The organism is Acinetobacter sp. YH12251 (assembly GCF_013417465.1).
Classification (GTDB): Bacteria; Pseudomonadota; Gammaproteobacteria; order Pseudomonadales; family Moraxellaceae; genus Acinetobacter; species Acinetobacter amyesii.
This window is the reverse complement of sequence record NZ_VPDZ01000010.1, coordinates 106,459-119,759: the sequence shown is the minus strand read 5'-3', so window position 1 is coordinate 119,759 and position 13,301 is coordinate 106,459. Positions and strand designations below refer to the sequence as shown.

At 40.8% G+C, this 13,301-nt stretch carries 11 protein-coding genes and 1 pseudogene; 5 read left to right on the top strand and 7 right to left on the bottom strand.

Features of this window, described 5'->3' with window-relative positions; genetic code table 11:
• Window positions 1-43: 43 nt before the first annotated feature.
• Window positions 44-1,110: pseudogene (locus FTV27_RS10595) on the bottom strand (aldo/keto reductase).
• A 96-nt stretch (window positions 1,111-1,206) separates the two neighbouring features.
• Between FTV27_RS10595 and FTV27_RS10590 the strand changes: the two are divergent.
• Window positions 1,207-2,130 carry a LysR family transcriptional regulator gene (locus FTV27_RS10590; RefSeq protein WP_180078428.1) on the top strand — a complete coding sequence of 308 codons (924 nt, stop codon included), beginning with the start codon at window positions 1,207-1,209 and terminating at the stop codon, window positions 2,128-2,130.
• 9 nt (window positions 2,131-2,139) lie between these two features.
• On the opposite strand, the gene FTV27_RS10585 is transcribed toward FTV27_RS10590, so the two are convergent.
• Window positions 2,140-3,051: a bestrophin family protein gene (locus tag FTV27_RS10585; protein WP_180078426.1), complete on the bottom strand. Its 912-nt coding sequence runs from the start codon at window positions 3,049-3,051 to the stop codon at window positions 2,140-2,142.
• Between the two features lie 135 nt (window positions 3,052-3,186).
• Window positions 3,187-4,914: a glutamine--tRNA ligase/YqeY domain fusion protein gene (locus FTV27_RS10580; protein WP_078193499.1), complete on the bottom strand. Its 1,728-nt coding sequence runs from the start codon at window positions 4,912-4,914 to the stop codon at window positions 3,187-3,189.
• Window positions 4,915-5,082: 168 nt separating this feature from the next.
• Here FTV27_RS10580 and FTV27_RS10575 point away from each other — a divergent pair, with 168 nt between their 5' ends.
• Both FTV27_RS10575 and FTV27_RS10570 read left to right on the top strand, forming a co-directional pair.
• Complete coding sequence (locus FTV27_RS10575; protein ID WP_078193500.1) at window positions 5,083-5,592, top strand: peptidylprolyl isomerase; 510 nt, start codon at window positions 5,083-5,085, stop codon at window positions 5,590-5,592.
• 138 nt (window positions 5,593-5,730) lie between these two features.
• A complete protein-coding gene (locus FTV27_RS10570) occupies window positions 5,731-6,450 on the top strand; it encodes a UDP-2,3-diacylglucosamine diphosphatase (RefSeq protein ID WP_180078424.1) in 720 nt (239 codons plus the stop codon).
• A gap of 236 nt (window positions 6,451-6,686) precedes the next feature.
• On the opposite strand, the gene FTV27_RS10565 is transcribed toward FTV27_RS10570, so the two are convergent.
• Together FTV27_RS10565 and FTV27_RS10560 are read right to left on the bottom strand one after the other, a co-directional pair.
• Window positions 6,687-7,946, bottom strand: a complete 1,260-nt coding sequence (locus FTV27_RS10565; RefSeq protein WP_180078422.1) for an acyl-CoA dehydrogenase family protein — start codon at window positions 7,944-7,946, stop codon at window positions 6,687-6,689.
• Between the two features lie 12 nt (window positions 7,947-7,958).
• Window positions 7,959-9,206, bottom strand: a complete 1,248-nt coding sequence (locus FTV27_RS10560) for an SfnB family sulfur acquisition oxidoreductase (protein ID WP_180078420.1) — start codon at window positions 9,204-9,206, stop codon at window positions 7,959-7,961.
• Window positions 9,207-9,509: 303 nt separating this feature from the next.
• Here FTV27_RS10560 and FTV27_RS10555 point away from each other — a divergent pair, with 303 nt between their 5' ends.
• Window positions 9,510-10,919 (top strand): LLM class flavin-dependent oxidoreductase, encoded by a 1,410-nt coding sequence (locus FTV27_RS10555; protein ID WP_180078418.1) that lies wholly within the window; start codon window positions 9,510-9,512, stop codon window positions 10,917-10,919.
• 51 nt (window positions 10,920-10,970) lie between these two features.
• Here FTV27_RS10555 and FTV27_RS10550 read toward each other — a convergent pair whose 3' ends face one another.
• Window positions 10,971-11,189, bottom strand: a complete 219-nt coding sequence (locus FTV27_RS10550; RefSeq protein ID WP_111883736.1) for a transposase — start codon at window positions 11,187-11,189, stop codon at window positions 10,971-10,973.
• 328 nt (window positions 11,190-11,517) lie between these two features.
• Entirely contained in the window at window positions 11,518-12,312 is a 795-nt protein-coding gene (gene hpaI / locus FTV27_RS10545; protein WP_180078417.1) for a 4-hydroxy-2-oxoheptanedioate aldolase, read from the bottom strand.
• Window positions 12,313-12,564: 252 nt separating this feature from the next.
• Between hpaI and nfsB the strand changes: the two genes are divergently transcribed.
• Window positions 12,565-13,218 carry an oxygen-insensitive NAD(P)H nitroreductase gene (gene nfsB / locus FTV27_RS10540; protein ID WP_111883737.1) on the top strand — a complete coding sequence of 218 codons (654 nt, stop codon included), beginning with the start codon at window positions 12,565-12,567 and terminating at the stop codon, window positions 13,216-13,218.
• The last annotated feature ends 83 nt before the right edge of the window (window positions 13,219-13,301 follow it).

The following is a 13,301-nucleotide window of genomic DNA, read 5'->3' as shown; positions in this document are numbered from 1 at the left end:
GCACAGAGAACTGATCATTGCCTACCACTGAATTGTTATTGCCCTATTCTGCTGTATGTTCTGAAATAAAGGCTGATGTCACTAGCGTGGGATTCTTCTCTGTAAATTGCCCACATTCCAATAGGGATAGTATGGATAAGGTGGATACACTGCACTGACTGCGTCTAATCGGGCTAACTGCTCTACGCTTAACGACCATTCCTTCGCCGCAAGGTTATCCAACAGTTGCTGTTCATTACGTGCGCCTATCAAAATACTAGACACAGTCGGTCTGGTTTTCAGCCAATTCAATGCAATCTGCGGGATAGAGTGCCCTGTTTCCATGGCAATTTCTTGCATTACATCTAACACTGCAAATAACTTTTCATGTCGAACTGGCGGTGCGAATTGTGCTGTTTCATGCAGCCGACTTTGCTTTGGAATCGCATGCTCACGATCAAATTTTCCTGTTAATCTCCCCCAGCCCAGCGGACTCCAAACCACTGCACCAATCTGTTGATCATGCTGCGCAGGCACCAACTCCCATTCATAGTCACGTCCAATCAAAGAATAATAGACTTGATGCACACTTAGCTTTTCATAGCCATGCTGTTGGGCAATCGACTGTGCTTTCATAAGCTGCCAGCCTGAAAAATTCGATGCACCGATATAGCGAACTTTTCCACTACGTACCAAGTCATCTAAACTGCGCATCAGCTGCTCAAGTGGCGTCGTGCTATCAAACTGATGCAGCTGCAGCACATCAATATAATCTGTGCCTAACCGCTTTAAACTCGCCTCCACGGCTTGAATTAAATAGCTTCTAGAATATCCACCTTGATTGATTCCATCATTCAATCGGATACCCACTTTGCTGGAAATAATCACCTCTTGGCGTTTTGATTGAAGTAATGCACCGAGCATCTGCTCAGAGGCACCATTTGAATAAGCATCTGCGGTATCGAAATAATTCACGCCTTGATCAATACAGAGATCAATCATGCGCTGAGCATCATTTAAGCTCGCTTGCCCCCATGCAGAGAAAATTGGGCCTTGCCCGCCAAATGTACCTGCTCCAAAACCAAACTCTGAAACTTGTAGGCCAGATTGCCCTAGATTGTGATAGTTCATGGTGATTTCCTGTGTTTTATTTATACACAGAATAGGTACAGATATTTATCAGAAAAACCCTGAATATCGAGAAAGACTTTATTGATTATATTGATAATGCTAACTGAAGATTTCGACTTATTTACACGAATGGCGGCACTGGGTTCAATCAGTCAAGCCGCTAAAGAAGCCAATCTCTCTGTTTCTGTCGCTAGTAGCCGTCTACACAGACTTGAACATAGTTTAGGGCTGCGCTTATTTCATCGCACTACACGGCAGCTACATTTAACACAGGAAGGTGCTGTTTTATTGCAGCAAGGTTTTCCCTTATTCGAACAATTTAATTCTCTCCTGAGCCAATTTCAGCCTGAACCACAACAACTCAGCGGCGTATTAAAAATCACATGTTCAGAAGTTTTTGGAAATCGTATTTTAGGGCCAGTATTTGCAGCCTTTGCCAAGTTGCATCCAACATTGACTTTGGATATTGAACAGACCGATCAAAATTTAGATTTGGTCTCCGCAGGTTTAGATGTTGCGATACGTATTGGACAGTTAGAAGACTCATCACTGATTGCTAAACCGCTCAGCTTAAACCGTCGTATTTTGTGTGCCTCGCCTAGCTATATCGAACAACATGGCGAACCTCACTCCCTAGAAGAGCTCTCCATGCACCAATGCATTTTGCAGAAATACCCTAAGGGTGTTTCGCAGCATTGGACATTTTTCCAAGATCAACACAGCATAAAAATACCCGTTTCAGGGCAATTTCATATCAACTCAGGCGAAGGCATACGCCAAGCAGCACTTGCAGGTTTAGGCATTTCGAACCACTCTATCTGGCATGTGGATGAAGATTTACAATCTGGCCAGCTCATCCAAGTTCTACCCAAGATCCCTATTCAAAGTACTGCAATCTATGTGGTAATTCCGCATCGACATTTTGTTCCGCCTAAAGTACAGGCTTTTATGCGACACTTGGACGATTATTTTCAGCATCAATATGCTTGGTACGTATCGCCGAATTTATCTGAAAATTAGGCCAAGAATTTATCTTAAATTACTGTTAAAAGTCTTAATCAGCGGCGGAAGTTCAACTTCTAAGCTGCTATACATTTCACGCTCAATGTTTCGTACAATTGAGTCCAACGGTAAATCATTTTCCTGCAAGCCAAAAGGCTCTTCCAGTTCTGCACTTAACGCATCCAAACCTAAAAATAAATATGCAATCAAAGCCACAATGACAGGTGTCCATATCCCTAAACTGGCCTCTAGGCTAAATGGCAAAATCAGACAAAATGAATACACTGCACGATGTAAAAGCACCGAATAGGAAAATGGTAATGGCGTGGTCATGATACGGTCACAGCCTGCATGGATATCACCCATCGCTACGGTATGACGTGTAAGCGTGCTGTAAATAATGTCTGTAATCTGACCTTGTTTATAGGTTTTGACTAAATCTTTTTGAATAATTTCAAGTAAATACTGTGGTGCATTGATATTGTCTCGGCATTGCTGCCATTGCTGATCCGTCAAAGCTACGCCGTCTTTAAAATGTGCAATATCTTGTGATTCATAGCGTAAGCGATCACGTAACAAATTGCAAAACAGCATGATGCGGTACATCAACACGGTTCTTTGCTCATCTTCAAGTACATGGCTATCACGAATCATGTGGCGTGTATTGGCAATCAATGAGCCCCAAAGCTTGCGCCCTTCCCACCAACGGTCATAACAGGCAGTATTTCGAAAGCTCAAAAAAATCGACAGAATCACCCCAAAGATGGTAAATCCGATGGCTGGAACTTCAGGCGTATTCAGGTAGTGTGCAGCGCTTAGATACACCAAAATCGCCGACAAACTCACGACGACAGCCAACGCAGGCATGACTTTTGGGAGTATCGTGCCATGCCATGCAAATAAAAGTTTAAAGCTATTATTTTTATTTCGAATGATCACTTATTTCCCCTCTGTACTGCCTTAATGAACCATCTCAAGCATGAAAAAAGCCCAACCGAAGTTGAGCTTAATCTTAACCTACTTGATCTTAACTTATTTAGGGTTCAAAGATGAATCCATTTAAAAGCTAAGATTTTATTTACCCGGTTTAAAACTGTCTTTCAAATCTAAGATGCGGTTAAACACTGGTTTTTCAGCTGTATGATCAAACTGATCTGCAACAAAGTAACCTTCACGTTCAAATTGGAAACGATCTTCAGGTTTTGCTTCTGCCAATGCAGGCTCAATGACCGCTTGAACCACTTTAAGTGATTCTGGATTTAAGTTTGCAAGGAAGTCATCACCCACTTCAGGGTCTGATTCAGTGAATAAACGGTCGTAGATACGAACTTCCGCAGCAATACCCTTGCTTGCAGAAACCCAATGTACAACACCTTTCACTTTACGGCCTTCAGGGTTTTTACCTAAAGTTTCAGGGTCGATTGAACATTTCAATTCAACCACTTCACCGTTCTCGTCTTTAATTACTTCATCACACTTAATCACATACGCATGACGTAAACGCACTTCACCGCCCGGAATCAAACGTTTAAAGCCTTTAGGCGCAACTTCTTCAAAGTCTTTACGATCAATGTAAATGTCTTGAGTCAACGGAATGATACGGTCACCCATGTCTACATTTGGATGACGTGCATGTACCAAATCCATTGCTTCAGGCAAGTTAGTTAAAGTCACTTTGAGTGGATTCAACACAGCCATGCCACGCGAAGCAGTATTTTCTAAAGACTGACGGATGCAGTATTCAAGCATTGCAACATCTACGATACTGCCATCAACTTTCGTTACACCTACACGTTTACAGAAGTCACGTAGACCTTCTGGAGTAAAGCCGCGACGGCGCATACCCACAACGGTAGGCATACGTGGGTCATCCCAACCATTCACAAAACCACCTTCAACCAATTTACGTAATTTACGTTTAGAGGTAATGGTGTAATCTACATTTAGGCGGCTTGATTCATACTGATGTGGTACAGATGGTGATTTAACTTTCTCGACAACCCAGTCATAGAATGGACGGTGATCAACAAACTCTAGTGTACACAGTGAATGCGTAACCCCTTCAATGGCATCTGATAATGGATGCGCATAGTCGTACATTGGGTACATTTTCCATTTATCACCAGTTTGGTGATGTTCAGAATGCAAAATACGATACAAAATAGGATCACGCATATGGATGTTAGGTGAAGTCATATCAATTTTGGCTCGTAGTACTGCCTGACCTTCTCCCAACTCACCATTACGCATTTGTTCAAAACGCGCTAAGTTTTCTTCTACGCTAGCATCACGTTGCGGCGAATTTTTACCCGGCTCCACAAAATTACCGCGGTTTAGTTTGATTTCTTCAGGGCTCTGCAAATCTACATAAGCATCACCTTGTTCAATCAATTGCACTGCCCAAGTGTAAAGCTGATCAAAATAGCTAGATGCATAACGTGGCTCGCCATTCCACTCAAAACCTAGCCATTTGACGTCATTGGCAATACCGTCTACATACTCTTGCTCTTCGGCATCCGGGTTTGTATCGTCAAAACGGAGGTTACATAGACCTGCAAATTCTTGAGCAATACCAAAGTTTAGGCAAATAGCTTTTACATGACCAATATGTAGGTAGCCATTTGGCTCTGGTGGAAAACGTGTTACAACTTGTTCAGTACGACCTGCAGATAAATCATCTGTAATGACTTGACGTACAAAATCTAAGCCTGGCTGTTGTTCCTGCTGCGCAGCTTCGACAGGGGCATTGTTCTTGGTTGTCGGATTGTTAGGCAGGGATGAAACAACATCGTTTGGCTTCATGGTAATAAAATCACTTCTATAAAGATAAAATTAGGATAATTAAAACGCTTTTCTTGATTTTTAACAAAGAAAGTAACGTTTTTACTTGCCTTGTAGTTTACAGTTTGCTTATGCTTCTCACAACCAAAAAACCCATGGCTTTCATGTCCATGTACAGGAGATTACACAATGAGTTTTCCTCAAGTCGAATTAAACACCAATAAAGGTCGTATTGTTCTTGAGCTTAACACTGAAAAAGCACCTAAAACTGCTGAAAACTTCTTACAGTATGTTCGCGATGGTTTCTATGACGGCGTGATTTTCCACCGTGTTATTGATGGTTTCATGATCCAAGGCGGCGGCATGGATGAAAACTTCAAAGAAAAAACAACTCGTGATTCTATTGAAAACGAAGCTGACAACGGTTTAAGCAATGATGTTGGTACGATCGCTATGGCACGTACTCAAGCACCTCATTCTGCTTCAGCTCAATTCTTTATTAACGTTAAAAACAACTCCTTCCTTAACCACACTGGTAAAACAGCGCAAGGTTGGGGCTATGCAGTATTTGGTAAAGTAGTTGAAGGTCTTGACGTTGTTGACGCAATCAAAAGCGTTCGCACTGGTAACCGTGGCTACCACGCAGACGTTCCTCTAGAGAACGTTGTAATTGAATCAGCTAAAATCATTTCTGAGTAATTTTTAAATCCTCCCTGAGTAGCATTGCTGCGCAAGTCCCTTTAATAACGGAGGGAGTTTCAATATGAAATAAATGTCGGAACTCCTCCCTTTTCCAAAGGGAGGCTGGGAGGGATTTTTAGAATAAGGAAAAGATTAGTGACCTATCTGTTTATCGCTGATTTACATTTGTCACCTGAACACCCTCGACTCGTTCGGGGGTTTTTAGCTTTGTTAGAACAATACAAAACTCAAAATACCCAGCTGTATATTTTAGGTGATTGGTTTAATGCTTGGATTGGTGATGACTTTACTGCCCCATGGTTAGATGAAATCATTGCAGCGCTAAAAGATTTTACTGCTTTGGGAAATCAAATTTATTTCCAAGTAGGTAATCGTGACTTTGCATTGGGTCAAAAGTTTTTAGATAAATTTCACGGTCAATTATTACAAGACGTGGATTATCTCCACATTAGCAACTATAAAATTCGCCTTGAACATGGAGATTTACTTTGCACCGATGATGTGTCTTACCAAAAGTTTCGTAAAGTGATTCGTAATCCTTTGCTTTTAGGTTTCTTAAAAATCTTACCGCTTAGCATTCGACAAAAAATCGCCAATGGCTTCCGCAAAAAAAGTACAGAAACCAAGCAAGTTAAATCTTATGAAATCATGGATGTAAATGCCAAAGCTGTAGAAAAAGCTTTAGAGCATGCCGATCTACTGATTCATGGACATACCCACCGGCCCCAAATACATGATGTGCATGGAAAACTACGTATCGTTTTAGGGGACTGGCGCGCAGAACAAGCTCAAATATTAGAGGTTGGTGAAAACCCATCTGTGAGTGATTTAAAATTAAAAAAATGGTCTTACTAACCCTTAGGCTTTAGTTAAACCTGCCGTCATATTTGGTTAAAACAATACATCCAGATATCAAGACATAGCCTTTTACCAGACTATCTCAACAGATTATCAATTGAACTGCATCCTACATATAGCAGATTAACGTCATTAAAAATCTTAAAAAAAACAAAGTTTAAACTTAAAAATAATTTCACAAGGAATTCACTATGGACTTACTTTCATCCACAGTGAACATCTTCAGATATTAATTAAGCAGCAATGACAGGTTGCTTAACTGCTGGACTATTACCAATTTGCCATACATATGGTAGCGGCGTTTGATTAATCTCCCAATCACCAATGACTTTCTGTTTATAAATAAGTGGATTATGCGATGACACTACACGAGCATTACGCCAAAAGCGGTCTAACTGTTTAGTTGTCGAGCTTGCTGAAGCACCCAAGGCGTTAAACAACTCACTACTCAAATTTAGTACCAACTCTGATATGACCACTTGCCCTTTAGAGGATTCAAGCTCCGCACGGTCATTCGCTTGCTGATCCAACTGGGTATCAGACTGAAAATGACTTAAATATGCGACATCCAAAGCTTCTGCTGCACAAAGTGTAATTGCTTCAGCTGCATAAGACTGTGCCGACGCCTTACCAATCACTTGTAAAATTTGTGCATCATCTCGAACTAAATCAGCATTACCATGGCTGTAAATACGTGTGCGTTCACGGACTTCATTACTGAAAACGTCCACAGCATTTTGTGCTATACCTGCCAGCGTTGCCAAATGCACGACCTGATAGAACGCCGTTTGATATTTAAAGCGCTGATCGAACGGCAAAATATGATCACGATCAATGCTGACATCTTGAATATTCAGTGTGCCGCTGCCTGTGGTTTTTTGGCCAAAGCCATCCCAATCATCGTATACTTGTATGCCAGCGTCATGTGTTGAAACTGCGGCTATAACATGTTGATTCGTTGTTTCATCTAAAGCGAATAGATCGATCCAATCTGCAAAGATTGTTCCGGTAGAATAGTATTTTTGACCATTGACCCTTAGCTGACCTTGCGCATTTTCAGTAACTCGGGTAACAACATCTCCAATTTCAACTTTTCCGATTTCTGTCCAAGCATTACCGACCAAATCGCCTTGCAGAAAGCGTTTAAACCAAACTGTTTGATCTTGTGTTTTTTGCGCATTTAAACGGTCTTCTACAAAAGCAAAATGACCTCTTAATGCCTGTACAACATTAGAATCGGCCTTAGCCAATTCAATTAACAACTGAAACAACTGTTTTTGTGAAACCCCGTCACCGCCAAAAGCCACGGGTACACGGACCGCACCAAATCCAGCTTGTTTTAACCATGAAATTGCATCATACGGCAGTTTCCTATTTTGTTCCCGCGCCAAAGCGCCTTCTGCAATTCTCTGAAAAATCGGACGGAACTTAGCGGCCACTTGATCATAGTCAGCACCTAAAGATAAGGGCTGTTTATTATTTTGAATCGTCATAATCTTCTCCTCTTAACTCCAAGCATGGCGCGGCGGTGGTACATCATTTAAATAGTAGTTGCCTACAATATTCAGCTTCCAACGTACGGGATCGTGCAAAGTATGCGTGCGCGCATTACGCCAATGACGATCTAAATTCAGCTCAGACAACGTTGATCGTGTGCCTGAGAGTTCAAATAGTTTATTCGCCGCAAGTAACGCAATTTCAGTCGTCAGGACCTTAGATTCTGCTGTCAGTAGTGTTGCCTCTGACACCGTTTCTTCTGTTGGGTTCTCTACGGCTCGGTCTATCGCTTCACCCGCCAAAGCCAACACTGCCTCTGCAGCTCGGAGTTTAATTTTCAACTCGCCGATGTTGGCAATCGTATACGGATCTTGCACCGCCTTTTCTAAGCCCGAATCAATCCAAGGACGTGCATGCTGGCGCACATATTGAATCGTTTCATTAATCGCCCCGCGCGCAATACCAGCATCGACAGCAGATTGAATGAATTGAGAAATAGCGCCCGCAGCCGTTGGACGTTCAAAAGCTTGATGAATGGGTACAATGTGATTTAAATCCACTTTGACATTGTCCAACAGTACAGAACCGCTGACTGTCGTTCTTTGTCCAAAACCACTCCAGTCGTTAATAATGGTTAAACCCGGCGTATGCTGGGGTACTAAGGCTGCATAAGGCTTTCCATCATTCACTGCAACCACAGGTATCCAATGTGCAAGCAAAGCGCCTGTTGCAAAGAATTTTTGACCATTAATGAGCGCATGATCATCTTTAAACTCAATGGCTGTTGTTAAATCTGCAACTGTTTTGGAACCTTTTTCTGAAAATGCATTGCCAAAGCGTTTACCTTGTAAGACTTGATCAAAGAAAAACTCTTGCTGTGATAGATTTGCATCCAAACGAATATGCTCGACAAAGGCCCAATGGTTTTGGGCAATTTGTCCTAGGGATGAGTCTGCACTAGAAATAATTTTGACCACTTCTGCAAGGGTTTTATAACTCACTCCTGCACCACCAAATTGACGCGGTACAGTAATGCCCCACAAACCTGATGCTGAATATTGCTGTACTTCCTGCAAAGGTAAGCGGCGTTCATGATCGCGTTTAGCTGATTCTTTTGTAAATTCCACAGCTAATTGTTCAGCAACATCGATAGCTTCTTGATCAGATCGAATAATATGCGCTAAACCGTTAGATTGATAGAAATCGCGCGGAATGTTTTGCGCCTCTTTTAGTTTAATTTCAATTTTTGAAGTCATTATTAAAATGCTCAGTTTAGATATTATTCAAATAAGCTAGCACTTTTTATTTTGATTATTTATAGAATTATCATCAAAACAAATCAGTTTTCATGACATGGAATTTACATTTTTAATTGTCAAACAAAATCTTTATAAGCCGTACCAAAAAAAAAAATATCTGCTTATCCATATGAATATATGAAGTATTCAAAAATTATGATTAGCATTTATTCAGATTTGTTTTTGACTTTTTATTAATAAATGCAGCTGTATTTTTATATACCCTCTTATGCAAGAGATTAAATAACCCAGTAAAAAATCATGTCTAAAAATATTCGCTTCAATGCCTTTGAAATGAACTGTATTGCACATCAGTCACCCGGTCTATGGCGTCATCCATTAGACCGTTCTACAGAATACAAAGACCTAGAATATTGGACCGACTTAGCTAAAATTTTAGAACGCGGAAAATTTGATGGTGTCTTTATAGCAGATGTTTTGGGTATCTATGATGTCTATCATGGTTCTGCTGAACATGCGCTGACTGGCGCAGTGCAAGTGCCAGTGAATGATCCTTTGCAAATTGTTCCCGCAATGGCAGCTGTCACCAAACATTTAGGCTTTGGTGTCACGACTTCGATTTCATTTGAACATCCCTATCCTTTTGCACGACGTATGAGCACTTTAGATCACCTGACGAAAGGCCGTGCAGGTTGGAACATTGTGACTTCTTATCTAGAAAGTGGCTCTAAAAATCTAGGTCTGAAAACCCAAGTCAGCCATGATAACCGCTATGACATTGCAGATGAATATTTAGAGGTCCTCTATAAACTCTGGGAAGGTTCTTGGGAAGATGATGCTGTGCTACGCGATAAGCAAAAAGGGATTTTTGCCGATCACCGTAAAGTGCATCCAATTCAACATGAAGGAAAATACTTTACTGTTCCTGGCATTCATATTTGCGAACCTTCACCCCAGCGTACACCGGTTTTATATCAAGCTGGCGCATCCGCACGCGGACAGCAGTTTGCCAGTCAAAATGCAGAATGTGTTTTCATCTCGGCACCAACTCAAATTGCTGTAAAAAAGCTGGCAGATGGTATTCGTCATAATTTAGTGAAAGAAGGCAAAGATCCGAATTCTGTTCTGATCTATACCATGCTGGCCATAGTGGTTGATGAGACCGATGAAAAAGCCCAAGCAAAATTCTGTGAATATCAGCAATATGGCAGCTATGATGGTGGTTTGACGCTTGCTTCGGGCTGGTCAGGTGTCGACTTTTCGCAGTTTAAACCAACCGATCAAGTGGAATACATTCAGACCAATGCCATTCAATCCATGCTGCAATCTTATGTAGAAGCAGATCCTGATAAAATTTGGACGATTCAGGAAATTGCAAAATGGACCAGTGTCGGCGGTAACGGCCCAGTCATTGTTGGCTCACCAACTACCGTGGCAGACCGCTTACAAGAGTGGATTGAGTACACTGGTATCGATGGCTTTAACTTAGCCTACATATTGGCGCATAAGAGTTTTGAAGATATTGTGGAATACGTGGTACCAGAATTACAACGTCGTGGTGTATATCAAACAGAATATGCTGACGGAACCTTGCGTGAAAAACTCTTCGGCCAAGGCGCGAAATTGCCCGATAACCACCGTGCGGCGCAATACCGATATAAAAATCACGCTCAAGTTGCGAACAAGCATCAACACCTTGAAATGGCTTAAGCCGCTTTTTTTAGGCAAAAAAAACAGCAGATGATCTGCTGTTTTTTGCTTTCAGGCTAAGCGATATAGCTGGTTTGGGCCAGTATAGAAGCTTTTACCATCTAGATTCAGGTTAAATGTCTCACCTGTTTCTAATTCAATCATTTGCCCAACATCAACCCAGATTAAACCAGCATTGGTATTTTGTTGACGTTTCAAAGGCACCAATTTCACATTAATTTCATCGCCATTTACAGCTTTGGCAGTTTGCCAAGTATTTAAAATATTCAAAAGATTTACTCAACATGTGAGCTTTTTGTGACAGAACAAAGAGATTAATCAATCGGGTTTGGAATAATAATTCTGTAGTTACAAAGATAAGATTCAAGTCAGAAGCTTGAATACAGATAAATCACAATCAGCTAAATAAAAAAGATAAGCAGGAACATTACCCGCTTCGAGTTAAGCAGAAGTATACAATATTGCGCTTTGATTAGCAAAAGTAGAGTTTACATATACTCTAAGCCACTACTTTTGCTAAAATTATTGAATTAAAAATTTTAACCATCGAGTAAATTAATTACCCATTCAGTGAATAATATAACGAAGGATGTATCGCTTAGTAACCACCTTCTGTTTTCGTAACTGGGGTATCATTTTTGTATTTCGATAAAAGTTCACGTAACGAATTCATGAGCACACTGGTATCGACACCCACGGCAACAAATTCTGTGCCTAACTCGATATACTTTTGAGTCGCATCATGCTGTGTCGACAAAATACCTGCAGCTTTACCCGCCTTACGTATGCGCTGAATCGCATCAATCACGGTTTTTTGTACTTCAGGATGATTCGGATTCCCTTGATAACCCATCGTCGCCGACAAATCTACTGCACCAATAAACACCCCATCGATGCCATCAATTTTCAATATTTCATCCAAGTTTTTAATCCCTTCAACCGACTCAATCTGAATCAGTAAACAGATATTTTCATGTGCATTTGCATAATAGTCAGGAATACTGTTCCAACGTGTTGCACGTGCTAATGCTGCACCAACGCCTCTAATACCGTCGGGTGGATAACGTACTGCCTTAACCATAAGTTGAGCTTGTTCAACAGTTTCGACCATAGGGATGAGCAAGGTTTGCGCACCGATATCCAACAATTGTTTAATCAGTTGCACACTACCAATTGGAGGTCGAACCACAGCTTGCGAAGGATATGCTGCAATACTTTGCAGTTGCGACAATGTCGTCCGCAAGTCACTTGGCGCATGCTCACCATCAATGAGCAACCAGTCATAACCTGCATTTGCAGCTATTTCAGTACCATAAGCATCGGCTAAACCGACCCACAAACCAATCTGCTGTTCGGTTTTTAATTTTTTCTTGAAATGATTGGTGTAATCCATCGCTGCTGTCTCATGCTTAAACTATGATTAACTACAATTGATTAAACGCCTTTTGGCAAAAACTACCAATAGCATTTATCTATCTTATGATTTTATATAACTCTAATTCGCACTTCATACAGCTTAAATCTGTTAATTTTTAGCCAATGAGTACAGCATATACGACTAAGATCTATCCTTGGAAAATTTTCTCCTTAGACCATTTGTCCATTTATCCGCTAAACTACAGCAAACTATATCTGGAGATATTCGATGGATCTGTTAAACGTATCAAAACAACGCTATACCACGAAAGCATATAATCCTGCTAAAAAAATTCCACAGGAACAATTTGAGCGTTTATTACAAATACTCCGTTTAACACCATCTTCCATCAATATTCAGCCTTGGCATTTTTTTATTGCAGATCATGATGCAGCCAAACAACGCATTGCCAAAGCCTTAGTAGGAAAATATGCCTACAATGCCCCAAAAGTTTTAGATTCATCACATACGATTTTATTCTGTACTAAAGCAGACATCACCGCAGAGCATTTAGATAATCTTTTAAATCAGGATGATCGTAGTGGTCGCTTTAAAGATGACAAAGCCAAACAAGGTCAAAAAGACAGCCGTACAGGTTATGTCGATTATTATCGTAATGAAAAAGGTGATATTCAACGTTGGGCTGAAAACCAAACATTTATTGCTTTAGGTCAAATGCTTTTGGCAGCAGGCATTGAAGGTGTCGATGCAACACCGATTGGTGGATTTGACGAAGCGATCATCACTGAAGAATTGGGCTTAGTTGAACAAAACTTGATTCCTTCTGTACTGATGACTTTAGGCTATCGTAGCGAAAATGATTTTAATGCGAAATTACCTAAATCACGTCTGAATGCTGAAGAAATTTTTACACATCTTTAAGCTTTCCATAAAACCGACGAAAGGGGCGATTTTGCCTCTTTTTTGTCATTTCGGGACTTATTATTTAAACAATTATCGAGTAT